Raw genomic sequence first — 17640 nt, forward strand, 5'->3', positions numbered from 1 at the left:
CAGGCGGGCGGGCCTGCGCAGGCACCCGGGTTGCCCGCACCACCCACCCGGAAACAACCTGTTTCACCCGTCTTGACCGGAAAGTCCGCCGGGGGCCGGCGTCCCGTCCCGGCCACCACCCCCGTCACCACCCCCGTCATCACCCCGGTCACCACCCCGCCATCAGCCGTCTCAGCCAGTCGAGGCGGCTCGCGCGGGCCGTGCGGGAGAGGGACGCCGTGGGGGCCATGGCGTCGAAGCCGTGGTAGCCGCCGGGCCACACGTGGAGTTCCGCGACGCCGCCGGAGCGCCAGAGGCGGGAGGCGTAGGCGACGGTCTCGTCGCGGAAGGTCTCCGCGGAGCCGACGTCGAGGAAGGCCGGGGGCAGCCCGGAGAGGTCGGTGGCGCGGGCCGGGGCCGCGTACGGCGGCACGTCGGGGCCGCCCTTCCGCTCACCCAGCAGCGCCGTCCACGCCGTCTCGTTGGCGGACCGGTCCCAGGTGCCGCGCCCCTCCATCTGGCGGGCGGAGGGAGTGTCGTCCCGGTCGTCGAGCATCGGGGACAGCAGCATCTGACCGGCCGCCCGGGGCCCGCCCCGGTCCCGGGCGAGCAGCCCCACCGCGGCGCACAGCCCGCCGCCGGCGCTCGTCCCCACCGTCACCACCCGCTCCGGGGCCCCGCCCAGCTCCGCCGCGTGTCCGGCGGTCCACAGCAGGCCGGCGTAGACGTCCTCCACGGGAGCGGGGTGCGGGTGCTCGGGTGCCAGCCGGTACTCCACCGAGACCACGACCGCGCCCAGCTCCCGCGCCCACCCGAGCGGCTCGTCCAGGCCGGCCCGGTTGGTGCCGACGACCATGCCGCCGCCGTGCACGTGGTACAGGACGGGCAGCGGCCCGGGGACGGGCGGGGCGAGGGGACGGCAGACGAGCACGGAGAGGTCCGGTCCGCCGGGCGGCCCCGGCACCCGGCGGTCCTCCGCCGCGAACGCCCCGCCCAGCGTCGGGTCCAGCGCGGCGGCCAGTTCCCGGCCGACGGCCCGGTGGCCGGGAATGTCCCGCGCGGCGAGTCCCGGACCGGAGTCGGGTCCGAGCCGGCCGAGCGCGGCGGTCAGCTCCGGATCGAACGGGGGCGGGGCGTCGGTCATCGTTCTCCCTCACACGCGTGCACGTGGGCACTCCTACCCCGTCCGCCCGCTCCACGCGCACGCTCCGCCGTCCCCGTCCCCGTCCCCGTCAGCGCACTGGCGGGCCCGGGTGGGCCGCCGCCGGGCCGCCGCGGGAGACGACCCGGGTGCCGCGCTCGTCGGCGACCCGCATCTGCAGCGAGCCGCAGGCGCAGCGGGACCACAGCGTGTGCCCGGTGGCCGTGGGGTGTCGCGACACCACCTGGTAGGGCTCGGCACCGTCCGGCCACCCGCAGTGCGGGCAGAGGGCACCGGTCGTGCTGGACATGGCGGCTCCTTGTCGGTGAACGGCCGGAATGACCGGCATGGCCATGACGACCATGATGACTGACTGATCGTCGCGACATGGACCAGGGTGCGGCGCGACCACCGTTCACGTCCAGGTTGACTTTGTGCACGGCACCGTGAAGCGTGGACTTAACAGTGCGGATCGCGTGAGGAGCACGCGTCACGCACGAGGGGGGCTCTCATGATCGACCTGCGTCGGCTGCACGTCCTGCGGGCGGTCGCCCACTACGGCACGGTCACCGCCGCCGCCCGCGCCCTGCACTTCACGCCGTCCGCCGCCTCGCAGCAGATCCGGCAGCTCGCCCGGGACCTCGGCGTCGACCTGCTGGAGCCGCAGGGCCGCGGGGTGCGGCTCACCACGGCCGCGGAGAGCCTGCTCACGCACGCCGACGCCATCCAGGCCCGCTGGGAGGAGGCCGAACGGGACCTCCGCGCGGAGGAGGGGGCGCCGGCCGGCCCGCTCCAGGTGATCGGGTTCCCGGTGGCGGTCTCGGTGCTGCTCGCCCCGCTGGCGGCCCGGCTGCGCGACCGCCATCCCCGGCTGGCCGTGCGCATCCGGGAGGCGGTCGTGCCGGAGAGCTTCGACCTGCTCTTCGAGGGGGAGGCGGATCTCGCGGTGGTGGAGGCCACTCCGCAGAACCCGTCGATGGCGGACGCCCGCTTCGATCAGCGGCCGCTGCTGGACGACCCGTTCGACCTGGTCGTCCCGGACGGTCATCCGCTCGCCGCGCGGGAGAGCGTGCACCTGGGGGAGGCGGCGCGGGAGACCTGGATCGCGCCCGTGCCCGAGAGCCCCTGCCGGCTTCAGGTGATGTCGGCGTGCGGCGCCGCCGGTTTCGCCCCGGACGTCGTCCACCACGCGCACGACTGGGACGTGACCGCCCATCTCGTCGCGCACGGCCTGGGCGTCGCGCTGATCCCGCGCCTCGCCCACCTCACCCCGCACCTGCCGATCACCCGGCTGCCCTGCGCGGACCGCCCGCACCGCAAGCTGCTGACCTGCACCCGGCGCGGCGCCCACCGCCGCCCGGCGGTCGCCGCGGCCCTGGCGGAACTCCGCGACCTGGCCTCCGCCGTGGTCACCTGAGCGGCTCGCCGGAATCCACGTACGACGGCGCCGGAATCCACGTACGACGGCGCTCGGCGGTGATGCACGGCGGTACGACCGCGGGGCCGGAACCCGGTCGGTCGGGTTCCGGCCCCGCGGGCCGAGGGAGAGGGGACCGCTCAGGCGGCCGTGATCTCGCCGGCGTGCTCGTGCAGGCGCGCGACGACCTCGGTCAGCTGACCGGCGACCTCGGAGTCGTCCACCGGGTGCAGCTCGGCGAAGCGGGTCACCGAACCCGGGATGGACAGCTTCAGCTCCTCGATCACCTTGCCGCCGGCGATGCCCACGGACTTGCGGGTGTCGTCCTGCGCCCACACGCCGCCGTACTGGCCGAAGGCGGTGCCGATGACGGCGACGGGCTTGCCGCCGAAGGCGCCGGCGCCGAACGGACGGGACAGCCAGTCGATGGCGTTCTTCAGGACGGCCGTCATCGTGCCGTTGTACTCCGGCGACAGCAGCAGGAAGGCGTCGGCGGCCTGCGCGGCCTCACGCAGCCGGGCGGCGGCGGCCGGGACGCTGCCCTCGACGTCGACGTCCTCGTTGTAGAAGGGGATCTCGGCCAGGCCCTCGAAGATCTGCACCTCGGCGCCCTCCGGGGCGAGCTTGCCTGCCGCCTCGGCGAGCTGGCGGTTGTGCGAACCGGCACGGAGGCTGCCGACGAGGGCGAGGATGCGAACTGACATGGGTGAACTCCAGGCGCTGAAACACTGCGGAAACGATCCGGACCGAGGTCCGTTTAAAGTTGTAACACCTTAAGCGGACCGCGGTCCAGTTTTCTTCCCGATGCTTTACGCTGACGACATGTCCGCCGCTCTCCCACCCTTCTCGAAGCTGCCCTTCCCGAAGCCCCCGGAGCCGGTCGAACCGCCCGAGCTGCTGCAGCTCGGCACCGCCGGACCGGCGGACGAGCCCTGCCTGCGCGCCGACGCGGCCCGCAACCGCGCCCGGCTCCTGGAGGCCGCCGCGCGCCTGGTTGCCGAGCACGGCGCGGCGGGCCTCACCATGGAGGCGGTGGCGGCGGCCGCACAGGTCGGCAAGGGGACCGTCTTCCGTCGCTTCGGCGACCGCACCGGCCTGCTGACGGCCCTCCTCGACCACTCGGAGCGCAAGTTCCAGGCCGCGCTGCTCAGCGGCCCGCCGCCGCTGGGCCCCGGAGCGCCCGCCGTGGAGCGGCTGCGGGCCTTCGGCAGCGCCCTGCTCCGCCGCACCCGCGACGAACTGGAGCTGCAGCTCGCCGCCGAGCCCGCACCCGACCGCCGCTACACCGTCGCGCCCCGCCGCTTCCACCGCACCCACGTGGCGCTGCTGCTGCGCCAGGCGGTCCCGGACGCCGACAGCGAACTGCTCGCGCACACCCTGATGTCCTCCCTCGACCCGGCGCTCGTCCACCATCTGACCGTGCAGTGCGGACTGCCCCTGGCCCGCCTCGAGGCGGCCTGGCTGGACCTGGTCGCCCGCACCACCGGCACGGCGCCGACGGAGTAGCCGAGGAATCTGTCGCTCCGTCAACTTCCTTGCAGCGGACGTGACTTGGTCCGATCCGGACTACCGGTCCCCGGTCGGCCGGCCGCTCGGGGGCTCTGCCAAGATGCCGTACGTCATGGTGCAGATACCAGAGAAACCCGCGTCCTCCCCGGCGCCCCGCCCCGTGCCCACGAGCGCCGATGTGGCCCGCCTCGCCGGCGTCTCGCGCGCGACCGTCTCCTACGTCCTCAACAACACCCGCGCCGTCCGGATCAGCGAACCCACCCGCGTCCGGGTCCGGCAGGCCGCCGAACAACTCGGCTACGTCCCCCACGCGGCCGCCCGCAGCCTGCGCGCCGGGCACAGCCGTACCGTCGTCATGCCCGCGCCCGTCTTCCCCGCGGGACCGCTCTACAGCCGCTTCGTCGGCGAACTCCAGGGGGCGCTCGGCCGCCTCGACTACACCGTCGTGCAGTACGGCGGCGGCGCCGGCCCCTACGGCGACGCGGCCGCCCGCGCCTGGGCCGAGTTACGGCCGATCGCCGTGCTGGTCCCCGGCCCCGGCCTCGGTCCGGGCGGTGTGGAGGTGCTCCGGCGCTCCGGCGCACGCGCGGTGGTGACCTTCGGGCCGGAAGCCGTCGAAGGCGCCCATGCGCTGATCATGGACCACGAGGCCGTCGGCCACGGCGCGGCCCGGCACCTGCACGACCGGGGGCGCCGCCGCATCGGCGTCGTCATGCCGGAGGAACCCGGCCTGGAGACGTTCTCGCTGCCGCGCCTCGAAGGGGTCCGCCGCGCCCTGCGCGGCACCGGCGCGACCCTGACCGAACTGCCGCTCTCCTACGAGGAGGAGTCCGCCGGACGGCTCGCCGCCCGCTGGGACACGCTGCGGCTGGACGCCGTCTTCGCGTACAACGACGAGTACGCCATGCTGCTCTCCCGCGCCCTCCAGGACCGGGGCGTCCGCATCCCCGCGCGGACGGCGGTCGTCGGCGCCGACGACCTGATGCTGGGGCGGCTGCTGCGGCCGCGGCTGAGCACCGTGCGTCTCGAACTGCCGTCCGGACGCGAGCTGGCCGCGCTCGTCGACCGCGCGGTGCGCGATCCCGGTGCCGCTCCCGAGCGGCGGGTGGTGCTGGGGGTGTCGGTGGTGCACCGCGATTCGAGCTGAGCCCCACCGCCCCCGCCACCGTCGTCCACCTACTGCTGGCCGTTCTGCTCCGCCTGGGCCTGCTGCTCGGCGACGGCCTTGCGGACCTCGTCCATGTCCAGCTTCCGGGCCTGCCCGATCACGTCCGTCAGGGCGGACTCGGGCAGCGCGCCCGGCTGCGCGAACACGGCGACCTGGTCCCGGACGATCATCAGCGTGGGAATGGACTGGATACCGAAGGCCGCGGCCAGCTCGGGCTGGGCCTCGGTGTCCACCTTGCCGAAGACGAGGTCGGGATTGTCCTCCGCGGCCTTCTCGTAGACCGGGGCGAACTGCCGGCACGGTCCGCACCAGGACGCCCAGAAATCGATCAGGACGAATTCGTTGTCCGTGACCGTCCGGTCGAAGTTCTCCTTGGTCAGCTCCACTGTGCTGGCGCTCATGACGTGATCCCTCTTCCGTATCGCGGGCGGTGGCCGTCCGTGCGAACAGCACCGGCCGGGTGGGTATTCCGCGCACGTACCCATGTGGCCCCGGCGCACACCACCCACCAGACTGAGGTCATGACGGAAACGGAATCCAACGTGTACGACGTCGTGGTGATCGGTGCCGGGCCGGTCGGCGAGAACGTCGCCGACCGCACCCGGGCGGCCGGACTGACCACCGCGATCGTGGAGAGCGAACTGGTCGGCGGTGAGTGCTCCTATTGGGCGTGCATGCCCAGCAAGGCCCTGCTGCGCCCGGTCATCGCCCAGGCGGACGCCCGCCGCACCCCCGGACTGAGCGGGGCGGTACAGGGGCCGCTCGACGCTCCCGCGGTCCTGGCCCACCGCGACTACTACACCTCTAACTGGAAGGACGACGGCCAGGTCCAGTGGGTCGAGAGCATCGGCGTCGACCTGTACCGTGGCCAGGGGCGGCTGACCGGCCCGCGCACCGTGGAGGTGACCGGGCCCGACGGAGAGCGGCGGGTCCTCACCGCCCGGCAGGCCGTCGCCGTCTGCACCGGCAGCCGCGCCGCCCTGCCCCCGCTGCCGGGGCTCGCCGACGTACGGCCCTGGACCAGCCGCGAGGCCACCAGCGCCCAGAAGGTGCCGGGACGGCTGATCGTGGTCGGCGGGGGAGTGGTGGCCGTGGAGATGGCCACGGCCTGGCAGGCGCTCGGCTCGCGGGTCACCGTGCTCGTCCGGGGCGGGGGGCTGCTGGAGCGGATGGAGCCGTTCGCCGGGGAACTGGTCGCCGAGGCGCTCACCGAGGCCGGCGCGGACGTGCGTACGGGCACCTCCGTGGCGTCCGTCGGCCGGGAGGACGGCACGGTCGTGGCCGTCACCGACGGCGGGGAGCGGATCGAGGCGGACGAGATCCTCTTCGCCACCGGACGCGCGCCGCGCACCGACGACATCGGCCTGGAGAGCGTCGGCCTGGAGCCGGGCTCCTGGCTGGAGACCGACGACAGCCTGCGGGTCACCGGGCACGACTGGCTGTACGCCGTCGGTGACGTCAACCACCGGGCGCTCCTCACCCACCAGGGCAAGTACCAGGCGCGGATCGCGGGCGCCGCGATCGCCGCGCGCGCCGGCGGAACCGACCTCGACGCGGGGGAGTGGGGCGCGCACGCCGCGACCGCCGACCACGGCGCCGTCCCGCAGGTCGTCTTCACCGACCCGGAGGCGGCCTCGGCCGGCCTCACCCTGGCCGAGGCGGAACAGGCCGGGCACCGGGTCCGCGCCGTCGACGTGGACCTGTCCACGGTGGCCGGCGCCGGCCTCTACGCGGACGGCTACAAGGGTCGCGCCCGGATGGTCGTGGACCTGGAGGACGAGATCGTCCGCGGGGTGACCTTCGTCGGCCCCGGCGTCGGCGAGATGATCCACGCGGCGACGATCGCCGTCGCCGGCCGGGTCCCCCTCAGCCGCCTGTGGCACGCCGTCCCGTCGTACCCGACGATCAGCGAGGTGTGGCTGCGGCTGCTGGAGGCGTACCGCGACGCGTGAGGCACGCGTGAGGCACGGTCGTACCGGGACGGGTGAGGCGCGGCCGTACCGCGACGCGTGAGGCGCGGTCCGCGACGCGTGAGGCGCGGTCGTGGGGCGGCGCGGGGGTGTCGGCCTCCGGGCGCTCGCCCTGGCCACCGGGCATCCGCCCCGGCCACCGGGCACCCGCCCGGTGGGACACGGTCCCGCCGGGCGGGTCTCAGTCCAGTGAGAACCCCAGTGCTTCCGCCGCTCGGTCCGGCGTCGGCTGGCCCCAGCGTTCCGTCATCGCCCGGTTCGAGGACAGGGAGCGCGGCTCGGCGCTGTCGAGGTAGAGCGTGCCGTCCAGGTGGTCCGTCTCGTGCTGCACGATGCGGGCGGGCCACCCGCGGAACTCCTCGTCCAGCGCGCGGCCGTGCTCGTCCGCACCCGTCAGTCGTACCGCCGCGTGCCGTGACACCACCGCCTGCCATCCCGGCACGCTCAGGCACCCCTCGAAGAACGCGGCCCGCGCGTCGCCGACCGGCTCGTACACCGGGTTGACCAGCACCCGGAACGGCTGCGGCACCCGTCCCCGCGCCTCTCGCACCTCGTCCGGGACCGGCGCCGGGTCCTCGATCACCGCGATCCGCAGCGCCACCCCCACCTGGACGGCCGCGAGGCCCACCCCCGGCGCCGCCCGCATCGTGAGCCGCAGCGTTTCCACGAACCGGGCCAGCAGCGCCGGTTCCAGCTGCCCGTCGAACGGCTCGGCCCCCTGCCGCAGCACCGGATCACCGGCCGCCACGATCGGCAACGGCCCCCCGGCGGACAGCAGCGACTCGACCTGCTCGGCGAATGGTGTGCGACCGGCCCCGATTCCCATCGCGCCAGAATGCCACGGCCGCCCCGTCGCACCGGCCGACTCCTGGGTGACGCAGGTCACATAGCCGGCCGGGAACCCCGGACACCCCGCGTCCGACCACTGGAGCGCCACGCCCCACGACGCCCCGGAGGCCCGCCCATGACGACCGCCCCCTCGACCACCGCGGACGAGGCCCCGCAGCCGGACGCCGCCCCGCCCCCGGCTCCCGGCCGCTGGTCCCCGCTGCGCCCCCTGATCCTGCGCCTGCACTTCTACGCGGGCGTGTTCGTCGCCCCGTTCCTCCTCGTCGCCGCCGTCACCGGCCTCCTCTACGCCGCCTCCTTCCAGGCCGAGAGGCTGGTCTACGACCACGAACTCACCGTCCCCGCGGCCGACGGCGCCAAGCTGCCGATATCCGAGCAGGTGGCCGCCGCCCGCGCGGCCCACCCGGAGGGGACCGTCGCCGCGGTGCGCCCCTCGCCCGAGGACGACGCGACCACCAGGGTCATGCTCTCCGGGGTCGCCGGCGTCGACCCCGCGCACACCCTCGCCGTTTTCGTCGACCCCTACACCGCCGAGGTGCGCGGCGCCCTCGAACAGTACGGCTCCACCGGCGCGCTGCCGCTGCGCACCTGGATCGACGAGTTCCACCGCGACCTGCACCTCGGCCAACCGGGCCGCCTGTACAGCGAGTTCGCCGCGAGCTGGCTGTGGGTCATCGCGGGCGGCGGCCTGGTGCTCTGGTTCTCCCGCCGCCGGGCCCGGCGGAAGGTCCGGGGCACGGCCGGGCGGCGCCGCACCCTCGGGCTGCACGGCGCGACCGGCGCCTGGATCGCGGCCGGGCTCGTCTTCCTCTCGGCGACCGGCCTGACCTGGTCGACGTATGCCGGCGCCAACGTCGAGAAGCTGCGCGTCTCGCTCGGCCAGACCACCCCCGTCGTGTCGTCGGCCGCCGCCGCGGGCGAGCACGCGGGCCACGGCGCGGCGGCGGGCACCGGCGGCGACGCGGAGCACGGCGTCGGCCTCGACAAGGTGCTGGCCGCCGCGCGCGCCGAGGGCCTCGGCGACCCCGTCGAGATCGTCCCGCCCGCCGACGCGGCCACCGCGTACGTCGTCCGGCAGGTGCAGCGCAGCTGGCCGGAGAAGCAGGACGCGGTCGCGGTCGACCCGGCGACCGGCGAGGTCACCGACGTCCTGCGGTTCGCGGACCACCCCGTGCTGGCGAAGCTCACCCGCTGGGGCATCGACCTGCACACCGGCAACCTGTTCGGCCTGGCCAACCAGCTCGCCCTGATGGCACTGGCGCTCGCCCTGATCTGGATCGTCGTCCTGGGCTACCGCATGTGGTGGCAGCGCGGCCGCGGCGGCGCCTTCGGCAGGCCGGTCCCGCGCGGCGCGTGGCAGCAGGTCCCGCCGTACGTCCTGGTGCCGCTGCTGGCCTGTGTCGCCGTCGTCGGCTACTTCGTGCCCCTGCTCGGCATCCCGCTGGCCGCGTTCCTGGCCGCCGACGTCGTCCTCGGCGAGATCGCCCACCGCCGGGGCCGCCGCGCCTACCGTTGAGGCGACGTCCGGTGCGGCGACGCCGTGCGCCGCAGGACAGCCGAAGGGCCCGGTTCCTCGCGGAACCGGGCCCGGGTGCGGCCGGCTCAGATCTCCGGGAAGTCGCCCGCGAGCGCCCCGGCGATGCGCAGGTGGCCGTCCGCCTCCTCCTGCCGCCCCTGCCGCTCCAGCGTCCGGCCGAGCATCAGCCGGGCGTAGTGCTCGACCGGGTCCCGCTCGACGATGACGCGCAGCTCGGTCTCGGCGCGGCGCAGCTGCGCCGAGTGGTAGTAGGCGCGGGCCAGCAGCAGCCGCGGCGCGGTCTGCTCCGGCGCCTCCTCGACCAGCCGCTCCAGCAGACCGGCGGCGGCCGTGTAGTTCTTCGCGCCGAAGAAGATCCCCGCCCGCTCCCAGCGCTCGGCCGGCGTTCCGTAGTCGTAGTAGCTCTTGCTCACCGTGGCCTCCCTTTCGGTGCGTTCAACCACGCGAGGTCGTTGAACATTCCACCACTCGGGAGCGGTCGCGGAAGGCGTCCAGGACCGCCGCGTGCTCCGCGCAGCTCTCGTCGTCGGCGCGGGCGCACGCCCGCTCGGCGTCGGCCGGCTCCAGCACCAGCCGCAACTCCACGAACCGGGCCGTCTCCTCACGGGTCGGCAGCTCCGCGACCCGGTACCGGCGCCGCGCGAGCCGGCGCACCATCCCGGTCGCCTCCAGCCGGGCCGGCGCCTCGCGCACGGGCGTCGCCGACACCGAGAGCTGCTGGGCCGGCGTCTCCGTGCGCAGTGGCTCACCGGGCTTGAGGGAGCCGTCCACCGGCATGGCCAGCAGCTCTGTCCGAAGTCAATCAGGTGTTGACGGAGTTCGGCAGGCCGGGCCCGGTCGGCCACGCCGAACGCCGCCGCCTGTACGGCGAGGGCGACACGCTCGTCGCCGCCAAGACGGCCGCCGCCCTGCGCAACGGACTCACCCCCGTCCTGTGCGTCGGCGAGCGCGACCGGGCGGACCCCGAGGAGGCGGCCCGGCGCGCCGGCGCCGAGGCCGGGCGGCTGCCGCACGGCCTGGACGGCACCGTGGTCCTCGCTCACGATCCGCGGGCCGTCGCCGCCCTGCTCGACGAGTGCGCGGACCGGGCGTTGTCAGTGCCGTGACGCAGAATGCGGGACAGCGAGATCAACTCCGGCCAACCCGGGTAGGCGGTCTCGGGTCCCGCCGCGCAGAAAGGCCGTCGTCGATGCCGTACACCGCCGATCAGTCCAGCACGGGCGCAGTCCAGGTCCTGCGAGTCATGTCCGACACACGTACCCCCGTCTTCGTCACCGAGTACGCCACGGGACGCCGCAGATACGGCTACTGGCGGCCGATGGAGCCGGGCAGCTCCGTGGGCGGCTGCTACGTCGCCCTGCCCACCGAGGTCTGCGAGGAACTGCGCACCGCCGGCCGGATCACCCTCGGCGACCCCGTCGTCGACCCGGCGAAGACCACCTACCGGGTGCGGGCCGTCCCCGCCCGCTCGGCGTCCGCCCGCACGGAGGCCCGACGGCCCCGGCCGCTCCTGTGGTACGCCCGCGCGGCGTGAGACCGCGCGAGCCGACTCGTCCGCATTCGGGCGTGGTCGGCACCGGCTGAGGCAAGCGTTCCTACCCTCCGCACAGGTCACTGCCATCGCTCTCATAATTGTTGACGAAATTGTTCTACTCATGGTCAACGGAACGCACGGACACAAGCCGCGAACCCAGGCGGCCCACCGCTCCCGCCGGTGGTTCTTGAACAAGGCCATGCTCGCGGGCGGCGTCTCCGCCGTCGCGGTCATGGGCGGTTACGCCGCCACCCAGGCGGGCGCCGAGACGACGGCAGACGCGGCGGACGCCACGGCGAGCGCCACGCCGTCCGGCCCGCCCGCCGGCGGCGGCTTCGGCCAGACGATCGCCTACGACGACTTCGTCGGCGTCACGACGGACGGCACCGTCGTCGAGGACCTCTACGCGGTCCACTCCACCGGTGTCTCCACCACGCCGGTGATCCGCGCCGCCGCGGCCTTCGTCGACTCGCTCACCGACGACCAGAAGGCCGCCACCCTCTTCGACGTCGACGCCGACCAGTGGCTCGACTGGACCAACGTCGACTCCAACGACCGCGACGGCGTCGCCCTGCGCGACCTGACGGAGAAGCAGTACGCCCTCGGCACGAAGCTGCTGAAGTCGGCGCTGTCGGCGCGCGGCCTCAAGCAGGCCGACAGCATCCGCAAGCTCAACCACTTCCTCGGCGAGTACTCCGGCGACACCTCCAAGGCGCTCAACGAGGACGCCTACTGGTTCACCGTCATGGGCACCCCGTCGGCGACCGACGCCTGGGGCTTCCAGTTCGAGGGCCACCACCTCGTCATCAACTACTTCGTCCTCGGCGATCAGGTCGTGATGACCCCGACCTTCATGGGCTCCGAACCGACGAAGATCACCTACGACGGCGTCGACTACCACCTCTTCCGCGAGGAGACCGCCGCCGGCCTGAAGCTGCTGCGCTCGCTGAACAGCACACAGCTCGCCGCCGCGCTCTCCACCGACGAGAAGTCCGGCACCGACCTGATCGCCGGCGCGGGCCAGGACAACGCCGAGATCCCGTACGCGGGCGTCAAGGGCTCCGAGCTGAACCGCCGCCAGCAGCAGCTCCTGCTCGACCTCGCCGAGGTCTACGTCGGCTACCAGGACCAGGGCCACGCGCGCGTGCGGCTCCGGGAGATCGAGAAGCACCTCGACGACACGTACTTCTACTGGATCGGCGAGTACGAGGACGACTCCGCCTTCTACTACCGGATCCACAGCCCGGTCGTGCTGATCGAGTACGACGCCGAGTCGCCGCTCGCCTACCACGAGGACGAGGACGGCACGTCCGCCTCGCCCTCCGCCTCCGCCACCGCGTCCCCCTCGGCGTCCGCCTCCGGCGGGCCCGGCGCGGGCGGCCCCGGACAGATGGGCGACCCCACCCAGCAGCACATCCACACCATCGTCCGCACCCCCAACGGCAACGACTACGGCGTGGACCTGCTCAGGCTGCACCTGGCGACCGACCACTGACCGGCGTCCCGCCCGGACGGCCCACCGTGCCCAGCGCCAGCAGGACATGGCGCCGCGCCACCTCCTCGGCGGTGAGGGGGCCCTCCGGGCGGTACCAGTTGGCGACGCCCTGACACATGATCAGTACCGCACGGACCGCGTCCGCCGGGATCGGCGTGGTGAAGACGCCCCGCGCGATGCCCGCCTCCACCGTGTCGAGCAGCATGTGTTCGAGGTAGTCGCGCAGCGCCACGTACCGGGCCCGGTTGTCGGGTTCCAGGCTGCGGATCTCGGTGTCCAGGAAGGCCAGGCCCTGCCGGTGGGCCATGTAGAGAACGATCGACTCCACCATCGCGCAGAACCGGGGCAGCGGGTCGTCACCGGCCTCGGCGGCGGCTGCCCGGCAGCGGTCCAGGACGTCCTTGATGGACGTCTCCAGCAGGGTGGCGAGCAGCGCCTGCTTGTTCTCGTAGTGGTAGTAGAGCGCGGGGACCGTCACCCCGACCCGGCCCGCGATGTCCCGTACCGACGTGCCGTGGTAGCCGTGCTCGTCGAACGCCTCCATCGCGTGCACCAGGATCGGGTGCAGGCCGAGCGGCCCGTACACCCGCCAGTGCGGGGTGTCGGTGGTGATCTCCTGGGCTGACCGGGCGCTCAAACGGTGCTCCTTGGGTGCGAGGCCGACGACCAGCATCGTACGCCACTTATCGATCGCTCAGTAAAGTCCCTCCGTCGTGCTCATTGACCGCGCACTCAAGGCGCCCCTACGTTCTTAGCGAGCGCTAAGTAGGTCGCGAGGAACGGGGAGCTGATGGGTGACGACACGTCCCGATGCGGACCGCTGGCCGGAGTGCGGGTGGTGGAGCTGGCCGGCATCGGCCCGGGGCCCTTCGCCGCGATGCTCCTGGGTGACCTGGGCGCCGACGTCGTCCGCGTCGACCGGCCCGCCGCCCCCGCCCTCGGGCTCAGCCCGGCGCACGACGTCACCAACCGCAACAAGCGGTCGGTGCTGGTGGATCTGAAGGCGCCGGACGGACCGGACACCGTGCGCGCCCTCGCCGCCCGCGCCGACATCCTGATCGAGGGCTACCGCCCCGGCGTCGCCGAACGGCTCGGCGTCGGACCCGAGGCGTGCCACGCCGTCAACCCCGCGCTGGTGTACGGCCGGATGACCGGCTGGGGCCAGGACGGCCCCCTCGCACCGCGCGCCGGGCACGACATCGGGTACATCGCCACCGCGGGCGCGCTCGGCATGATCGGCCCCGCCGACGGACCGCCGGCCGTCCCCGCCAACCTCCTCGGCGACTACGCGGGCGGCTCCCTGTACCTCGTGGTCGGTCTCCTCGCCGCACTGCTCACCGCCCGGCGCACCGGCGCGGGACAGGTGGTGGACGCCGCGATCGTCGACGGCACCGCCCACCTCACCGCCGTGATCCAGGGCATGCTCGCCGCCGGGACCTGGCGCGACGCACGGGGCCGCAACCTGCTCGACGGCGGCTGCCCCTACTACGCCGTCTACGCCACCGCCGACGGCGGCTGGATGGCCGTCGGGGCGCTGGAGGAGCGGTTCTACACCGAGTTCGTGACGCTGCTCGGCCTGGACGCCGGGGAGCTGCCGGACCGGCACGACGCGCGCCGCTGGCCGGAGCTGCGGGCCCTGTTCGCCGAGCGGTTCGCGAGCGCGGGCCGGGAGAAGTGGACGGCCCGTTTCGAGGGCACGGACGCCTGCGTCGCCCCGGTGCTCTCCCTCGGTGAAGCCGCCCGCCACCCGCACCTCGCGCACCGCTCCACCTACACCGACACCCACGGCCTCGTACAGCCGGGCGTCGCCCCCCGCTTCTCCGCGACCCCCGGGGCGCTGCGGCTGCCGCCCGCCCTGCCCGGCGCGCACCAGGACGACGTGGCCCGCGACTGGCACGTGGCCGCCCTCACAGCCCTCACCGCCCCCGAAGCCCTCGTGCCCCCCGAAGCCCTCGTGCCCCCCGAGGCCCTCGTGCCCCCCGAGACGGAGACCGGACGCTGATGGAACTCTCCACCCCGCTCCAGTACGCCGCCGACCCCCGCGCCGCCGCCGACGAGGCCGCGGCCCTGGAGAAGGCGGGACTCGACGCGGTCTGGGTCGCCGAGGCGTACGGCTTCGACTCCCCGACGGTCATGGGGTACCTCGCCGCCCGCACCGAGCGGATGCGGATCGGCTCGGCCGTCCTCAACGTCTACTCCCGCACCCCGGCGCTGATCGCGCAGACCGCCGCCGGGCTCGACGCGCTGACCGGCGGCCGGGCGCTGCTCGGCATCGGCGCCTCCGGACCCCAGGTCGTGGAGGGCTGGCACGGCCGCCGCTACGACAAGCCGCTCGGCCGCACCCGCGAGACGATCGAGCTGTCCCGGCGCATCTGGCGCCGCGAGGTGATCGAGCACCACGGCATCACCGACCTGCCGCTGCCGCCCGAGAAGGGCGGGACCCTCGGCAGACCGCTGAAGCTCCTCACCCGCCCGGTCCGCGACACCGTCCCGGTGTACGTCGCCGCGCTCGGCCCCGCCAACGTCCGGATGACCGCCGAACTCGCCGACGGCTGGCTGCCGTTCCTGTACGTCCCGGAACACGCCGCCGCCGTCTGGGGCGGCCCGCTCGCGGAGGGCACCGCCCGCCGCGACCCCGCCCTCGGACCGCTCTCCGTGGTCGCCGGTGGCCTGCTGGCGGTGGGGGAGGACGCGGCGGCCGTACGCGACCTGATGCGGCCTGTCATCGCTCTGTACGTCGGCGGCATGGGCGCGCCCGGCCGCAACTTCTACCACGACCTGGTCTGCGCCTACGGCTACGAGAAGGGCGCCGCCGCGATCCAGGAGCACTACCTGGCGGGCCGCAAGCGGGAGGCGGAGGCCGCCGTCCCCGCCGAACTGTGCGAACGCGTCTGCCTCGCGGGCCCCGAGGGGTACGTCCGGGACCGGATCGAGGCGTTCCGCGACGCGGGGGTGACCATGCTCAACGTCACCCCCGTCGGCCCCGACCCGGCCCGGCTGGTCGAGCGGGTCAAGAACTGGCTGTGAGGCCGACACCGACGAGGCCGACACCGACGAGGTCGGCACCCCGAAGCCGGCACCCCGAGGCCGGCACCTGACGCGGAGGCGACATGGAACGGGACATCTACACGGCGGAGCACGAGGTGTTCCGCGACACCGTGCGCACCTTCCTCACCAAGGAGGTGCTGCCGCACCACGAACGCTGGGAGGCGGAGGGCGTCGTCAGCCGCGACGTGTGGCGCGCGGCGGGCCGCCAGGGCCTCCTCGGCCTCGCCGTGCCCGAGGAGTACGGCGGCGGGGGCACCGACGACTTCCGCCACAGCGCCGTACTGATCGAGGAGTTCGCCCGCGCCGGCGCCTCCGGTCTGGCGCTGAGCCTGCACAACGACATCGTCGGCCCCTACCTGACCCGGCTGGCCACCGAGGAGCAGAAGCGGCGCTGGCTGCCCGGCCACACCTCCGGCGAGATCATCACCGCCATCGCCATGACCGAACCCGGCGCCGGCTCCGACCTCCAGGCCATCCGCACCACGGCCGTCGACGAGGGCGACCACTACCGCCTCGACGGCACCAAGACGTTCATCTCCAACGGCATCCTCGCCGACCTGGTGATCGTCGTGGCCCGCACCACCCCCCAGGGCGGCAGCGGCGGACAGAGCCTGCTGGTCGTGGAGCGCGGCATGCCGGGCTTCGAGCGCGGCCGCAACCTCGACAAGATCGGCCAGAAGGCACAGGACACCGCCGAGCTGTTCTTCGACGGCGTGCGGGTGCCCAAGGAGAACCTGTTGGGGGAGGAGAACCGGGCGTTCTCCTATCTGATGGCCAACCTGGCCCAGGAGCGCCTCGCCATCGCGGTCGGCGCCGCCGCGGCGGCCGAACACGTCCTGGACCTCACCGTCACGTACGTCAAGGAGCGCGAGGCGTTCGGACGCCCGCTGGCGCGGCTCCAGCACATCCGGTTCGAGGCCGCCGAGATGGCCACCGAGTGCGCCGTCACCCGTGCCTTCCTGGACCGCTGCATCACCGAGCACAGCGCGGGTCGCCTCGACGCCGTGCACGCCTCGATGGCCAAGTGGTGGGCGACGGAACTGCAGAAGCGCGTCGTCGACCGCTGCCTCCAACTGCACGGCGGCTACGGCTACATGACCGAGTACCCGATCGCCAAGGCGTTCCTGGACGGACGTATCCAGACCATCTACGGCGGCACCACCGAAATCATGAAAGAGATCATCGGCCGCTCCCTGCTGGGCTGAGCGCCGCCCCCGTTCCTCTCCTCCCCCTTGACCGGAAGGTTCCCGTGACTGCCGAGGCATACCTCTACGACGCGATCCGCACCCCGCGCGGGCGCGGCAAGGCGGGCGGCGCCCTGCACGGCACCAAGCCCGTCGACCTGGTCGTCGGACTCGTCCACGAGATCCGCGCCCGCTTCCCCGGCCTCGACCCGGCCGCCGTCGACGACATCGTCCTCGGTGTCGTGAGCCCCCTCGGCGACCAGGGCGCCGACATCGCCCGCACCGCGGCGATCGCCGCGGGGCTGCCGGACACGGTGGCCGGCGTGCAGGAGAACCGCTTCTGTGCCTCGGGTCTTGAGGCGGTCAACATGGCTGCCGCCAAGGTCCGTTCGGGCTGGGAGGACCTGGTCCTGGCGGGTGGCGTGGAGTCCATGTCCCGGGTGCCGATGGGCAGCGACGGCGGGGCGTGGGCGCTGGACCCGGTCACCAACCACCGCACCGGCTTCGTGCCGCAGGGGATAGGCGCCGACCTGATCGCCACCATGGAGGGGTTCTCCAGGCGGGACGTCGACGAGTACGCGGCGCTGTCCCAGGAGCGCGCGGCCACGGCGTGGAAGGAGGGCCGCTTCGAGCGGTCGGTCGTGCCGGTGCGGGACGGCAGCGGGCTGACCGTCCTCGACCACGACGAGCACCTCCGGCCGGGCACCACCGCCGACACCCTCGCGAAACTCAAGCCGTCCTTCGCGGACATCGGCGAACTGGGCGGATTCGACGCGGTGGCGTTGCAGAAGTACCACTGGGTCGAGGCC

20 protein-coding genes are annotated in these 17640 nt (G+C 73.9%); 12 read left to right on the top strand and 8 right to left on the bottom strand.

Features of this window, described 5'->3' with window-relative positions; all coding sequences use genetic code 11:
* Positions 1 to 148: 148 nt before the first annotated feature.
* Together UW392_RS10135 and UW392_RS10140 are read right to left on the bottom strand one after the other, a co-directional pair.
* Positions 149 to 1123, bottom strand: a complete 975-nt coding sequence (locus tag UW392_RS10135) for an alpha/beta hydrolase (RefSeq protein ID WP_320774582.1) — start codon at positions 1121 to 1123, stop codon at positions 149 to 151.
* An 88-nt stretch (positions 1124 to 1211) separates the two neighbouring features.
* Positions 1212 to 1430 carry a hypothetical protein gene (locus UW392_RS10140; protein ID WP_320774583.1) on the bottom strand — a complete coding sequence of 73 codons (219 nt, stop codon included), beginning with the start codon at positions 1428 to 1430 and terminating at the stop codon, positions 1212 to 1214.
* A gap of 201 nt (positions 1431 to 1631) precedes the next feature.
* Here UW392_RS10140 and UW392_RS10145 point away from each other — a divergent pair, with 201 nt between their 5' ends.
* Positions 1632 to 2537 (top strand): LysR family transcriptional regulator, encoded by a 906-nt coding sequence (locus UW392_RS10145; RefSeq protein ID WP_320774584.1) that lies wholly within the window; start codon positions 1632 to 1634, stop codon positions 2535 to 2537.
* A 140-nt stretch (positions 2538 to 2677) separates the two neighbouring features.
* Here UW392_RS10145 and UW392_RS10150 read toward each other — a convergent pair whose 3' ends face one another.
* Complete coding sequence (locus tag UW392_RS10150) at positions 2678 to 3241, bottom strand: NAD(P)H-dependent oxidoreductase (protein ID WP_320774585.1); 564 nt, start codon at positions 3239 to 3241, stop codon at positions 2678 to 2680.
* Between the two features lie 118 nt (positions 3242 to 3359).
* Here UW392_RS10150 and UW392_RS10155 point away from each other — a divergent pair, with 118 nt between their 5' ends.
* Both UW392_RS10155 and UW392_RS10160 read left to right on the top strand, forming a co-directional pair.
* Complete coding sequence (locus UW392_RS10155; protein WP_320774586.1) at positions 3360 to 4043, top strand: helix-turn-helix domain-containing protein; 684 nt, start codon at positions 3360 to 3362, stop codon at positions 4041 to 4043.
* Between the two features lie 115 nt (positions 4044 to 4158).
* Positions 4159 to 5193, top strand: a complete 1035-nt coding sequence (locus UW392_RS10160; protein WP_320774587.1) for a LacI family DNA-binding transcriptional regulator — start codon at positions 4159 to 4161, stop codon at positions 5191 to 5193.
* Positions 5194 to 5222: 29 nt separating this feature from the next.
* Here UW392_RS10160 and trxA read toward each other — a convergent pair whose 3' ends face one another.
* Positions 5223 to 5615: a thioredoxin gene (gene trxA, locus UW392_RS10165; protein WP_320774588.1), complete on the bottom strand. Its 393-nt coding sequence runs from the start codon at positions 5613 to 5615 to the stop codon at positions 5223 to 5225.
* A gap of 120 nt (positions 5616 to 5735) precedes the next feature.
* Here trxA and UW392_RS10170 point away from each other — a divergent pair, with 120 nt between their 5' ends.
* Positions 5736 to 7166, top strand: a complete 1431-nt coding sequence (locus UW392_RS10170; RefSeq protein WP_320774589.1) for an NAD(P)/FAD-dependent oxidoreductase — start codon at positions 5736 to 5738, stop codon at positions 7164 to 7166.
* Between the two features lie 199 nt (positions 7167 to 7365).
* On the opposite strand, the gene UW392_RS10175 is transcribed toward UW392_RS10170, so the two are convergent.
* Positions 7366 to 8010, bottom strand: coding sequence for a peptide deformylase (locus UW392_RS10175; protein WP_320774590.1), 645 nt, complete (start codon positions 8008 to 8010; stop codon positions 7366 to 7368).
* 138 nt (positions 8011 to 8148) lie between these two features.
* Between UW392_RS10175 and UW392_RS10180 the strand changes: the two genes are divergently transcribed.
* Positions 8149 to 9549, top strand: a complete 1401-nt coding sequence (locus UW392_RS10180; RefSeq protein ID WP_320774591.1) for a PepSY domain-containing protein — start codon at positions 8149 to 8151, stop codon at positions 9547 to 9549.
* An 86-nt stretch (positions 9550 to 9635) separates the two neighbouring features.
* Here UW392_RS10180 and UW392_RS10185 read toward each other — a convergent pair whose 3' ends face one another.
* Both UW392_RS10185 and UW392_RS10190 read right to left on the bottom strand, forming a co-directional pair.
* Positions 9636 to 9983: a tetratricopeptide repeat protein gene (locus UW392_RS10185; protein ID WP_320774592.1), complete on the bottom strand. Its 348-nt coding sequence runs from the start codon at positions 9981 to 9983 to the stop codon at positions 9636 to 9638.
* A gap of 22 nt (positions 9984 to 10005) precedes the next feature.
* A complete protein-coding gene (locus tag UW392_RS10190) occupies positions 10006 to 10347 on the bottom strand; it encodes a GntR family transcriptional regulator (protein WP_320774593.1) in 342 nt (113 codons plus the stop codon).
* Between the two features lie 32 nt (positions 10348 to 10379).
* Here UW392_RS10190 and UW392_RS10195 point away from each other — a divergent pair, with 32 nt between their 5' ends.
* From UW392_RS10195 to UW392_RS10205, 3 genes are all read left to right on the top strand, one after another.
* On the top strand, positions 10380 to 10676 hold the full coding sequence (locus tag UW392_RS10195) for a triose-phosphate isomerase (protein ID WP_414495881.1): 297 nt from the start codon (positions 10380 to 10382) through the stop codon (positions 10674 to 10676).
* A gap of 137 nt (positions 10677 to 10813) precedes the next feature.
* Entirely contained in the window at positions 10814 to 11104 is a 291-nt protein-coding gene (locus UW392_RS10200) for a hypothetical protein (protein WP_320774594.1), read from the top strand.
* A gap of 121 nt (positions 11105 to 11225) precedes the next feature.
* Complete coding sequence (locus UW392_RS10205) at positions 11226 to 12599, top strand: DUF3500 domain-containing protein (RefSeq protein WP_320774595.1); 1374 nt, start codon at positions 11226 to 11228, stop codon at positions 12597 to 12599.
* On the opposite strand, the gene UW392_RS10210 is transcribed toward UW392_RS10205, so the two are convergent.
* Complete coding sequence (locus UW392_RS10210) at positions 12571 to 13236, bottom strand: TetR/AcrR family transcriptional regulator (protein WP_320774596.1); 666 nt, start codon at positions 13234 to 13236, stop codon at positions 12571 to 12573. The genes UW392_RS10205 and UW392_RS10210 overlap by 29 nt on opposite strands.
* Before the next feature lie 153 nt (positions 13237 to 13389).
* Between UW392_RS10210 and UW392_RS10215 the strand changes: the two genes are divergently transcribed.
* The 4 genes from UW392_RS10215 to UW392_RS10230 all read left to right on the top strand — a co-directional run.
* Positions 13390 to 14601, top strand: coding sequence for a CaiB/BaiF CoA-transferase family protein (locus UW392_RS10215; protein ID WP_320774597.1), 1212 nt, complete (start codon positions 13390 to 13392; stop codon positions 14599 to 14601).
* Positions 14601 to 15626 (top strand): LLM class F420-dependent oxidoreductase, encoded by a 1026-nt coding sequence (locus UW392_RS10220; RefSeq protein ID WP_320774598.1) that lies wholly within the window; start codon positions 14601 to 14603, stop codon positions 15624 to 15626. Before UW392_RS10215 ends, UW392_RS10220 begins: the two co-directional genes overlap by 1 nt.
* An 83-nt stretch (positions 15627 to 15709) precedes the next feature.
* Positions 15710 to 16852 carry an acyl-CoA dehydrogenase family protein gene (locus UW392_RS10225; protein ID WP_320774599.1) on the top strand — a complete coding sequence of 381 codons (1143 nt, stop codon included), beginning with the start codon at positions 15710 to 15712 and terminating at the stop codon, positions 16850 to 16852.
* 44 nt (positions 16853 to 16896) lie between these two features.
* The coding region (locus UW392_RS10230) for a beta-ketoacyl synthase N-terminal-like domain-containing protein (protein ID WP_320774600.1) at positions 16897 to 17640 on the top strand (744 nt) is incomplete at its 3' end.

The sequence above is a fragment of the Streptomyces sp. CRN 30 genome (assembly GCF_034105845.1).

Excerpts from the sequence above, each read along its gene's own strand:
- UW392_RS10135 (WP_320774582.1), bottom strand. The coding sequence starts at position 1,123 with ATGACCGACGCCCCGCCCCCGTTCGATCCGGAGCTGACCGCCGCGCTC.
- UW392_RS10140 (WP_320774583.1), bottom strand. The coding sequence starts at position 1,430 with ATGTCCAGCACGACCGGTGCCCTCTGCCCGCACTGCGGGTGGCCGGAC.
- UW392_RS10145 (WP_320774584.1), top strand. The coding sequence starts at position 1,632 with ATGATCGACCTGCGTCGGCTGCACGTCCTGCGGGCGGTCGCCCACTAC.
- UW392_RS10150 (WP_320774585.1), bottom strand. The coding sequence starts at position 3,241 with ATGTCAGTTCGCATCCTCGCCCTCGTCGGCAGCCTCCGTGCCGGTTCG.
- UW392_RS10155 (WP_320774586.1), top strand. The coding sequence starts at position 3,360 with ATGTCCGCCGCTCTCCCACCCTTCTCGAAGCTGCCCTTCCCGAAGCCC.
- UW392_RS10160 (WP_320774587.1), top strand. The coding sequence starts at position 4,159 with ATGGTGCAGATACCAGAGAAACCCGCGTCCTCCCCGGCGCCCCGCCCC.
- trxA (WP_320774588.1), bottom strand. The coding sequence starts at position 5,615 with ATGAGCGCCAGCACAGTGGAGCTGACCAAGGAGAACTTCGACCGGACG.
- UW392_RS10170 (WP_320774589.1), top strand. The coding sequence starts at position 5,736 with ATGACGGAAACGGAATCCAACGTGTACGACGTCGTGGTGATCGGTGCC.
- UW392_RS10175 (WP_320774590.1), bottom strand. The coding sequence starts at position 8,010 with ATGGGAATCGGGGCCGGTCGCACACCATTCGCCGAGCAGGTCGAGTCG.
- UW392_RS10180 (WP_320774591.1), top strand. The coding sequence starts at position 8,149 with ATGACGACCGCCCCCTCGACCACCGCGGACGAGGCCCCGCAGCCGGAC.
- UW392_RS10190 (WP_320774593.1), bottom strand. The coding sequence starts at position 10,347 with ATGCCGGTGGACGGCTCCCTCAAGCCCGGTGAGCCACTGCGCACGGAG.
- UW392_RS10200 (WP_320774594.1), top strand. The coding sequence starts at position 10,814 with ATGTCCGACACACGTACCCCCGTCTTCGTCACCGAGTACGCCACGGGA.
- UW392_RS10205 (WP_320774595.1), top strand. The coding sequence starts at position 11,226 with ATGGTCAACGGAACGCACGGACACAAGCCGCGAACCCAGGCGGCCCAC.
- UW392_RS10215 (WP_320774597.1), top strand. The coding sequence starts at position 13,390 with ATGGGTGACGACACGTCCCGATGCGGACCGCTGGCCGGAGTGCGGGTG.
- UW392_RS10220 (WP_320774598.1), top strand. The coding sequence starts at position 14,601 with ATGGAACTCTCCACCCCGCTCCAGTACGCCGCCGACCCCCGCGCCGCC.
- UW392_RS10225 (WP_320774599.1), top strand. The coding sequence starts at position 15,710 with ATGGAACGGGACATCTACACGGCGGAGCACGAGGTGTTCCGCGACACC.